Origin of the sequence: Pseudomonas sp. EL_65y_Pfl1_R83 (genome assembly GCF_963970695.1) — a bacterium.
Taxonomy (GTDB): Bacteria; Pseudomonadota; Gammaproteobacteria; order Pseudomonadales; family Pseudomonadaceae; genus Aquipseudomonas; species Aquipseudomonas tritici.
This window is the reverse complement of the sequence record NZ_CAXAQI010000412.1, coordinates 1-458: the sequence shown is the minus strand read 5'-3', so window position 1 is coordinate 458 and position 458 is coordinate 1. Positions and strand designations below refer to the sequence as shown.

The following is a 458-nucleotide window of genomic DNA, read 5'->3' as shown; positions in this document are numbered from 1 at the left end:
CGCTTGCGGCTGGCGTCGCCGCCATAGCATTTCGCGGTCACGTCCTTGCGCATCGCGCTGATCGTTTCGCGCGCGATGACCTTGCCGCCGATCGCCGCCTGGATCGGGATCTTGAACAGATGGCGCGGGATCAGTTCCTTCAAGCGCTCGACCATGCCGCGCCCGCGCACTTCGGCGGTGCCGCGGTGGACGATCATCGACAGCGCATCGACCGGCTCTTCGTTGACGAGGATGCTCATCTTGACGAGATCGCCCTCGCGCTTGCCGATCTGGGTGTAATCGAAGCTGGCATAGCCCTTGGAGAGCGACTTCAGCCGATCATAGAAATCGAACACGACTTCGTTGAGCGGCAGCTCATAGGTCGCCTGTGCGCGGCCGCCGACATAGGTCAGGTCCTTCTGGATGCCGCGACGGTCCTGGCAGAGCTTCAGCACCCTGCCGAGATATACGTCGGGGAC

At 62.9% G+C, this 458-nt stretch carries 1 pseudogene; it reads right to left on the bottom strand.

The features are described 5' to 3' along the window. A pseudogene (locus AACY08_RS29570) lies at positions 1 to 458 on the bottom strand (elongation factor 4); the annotation flags it as partial.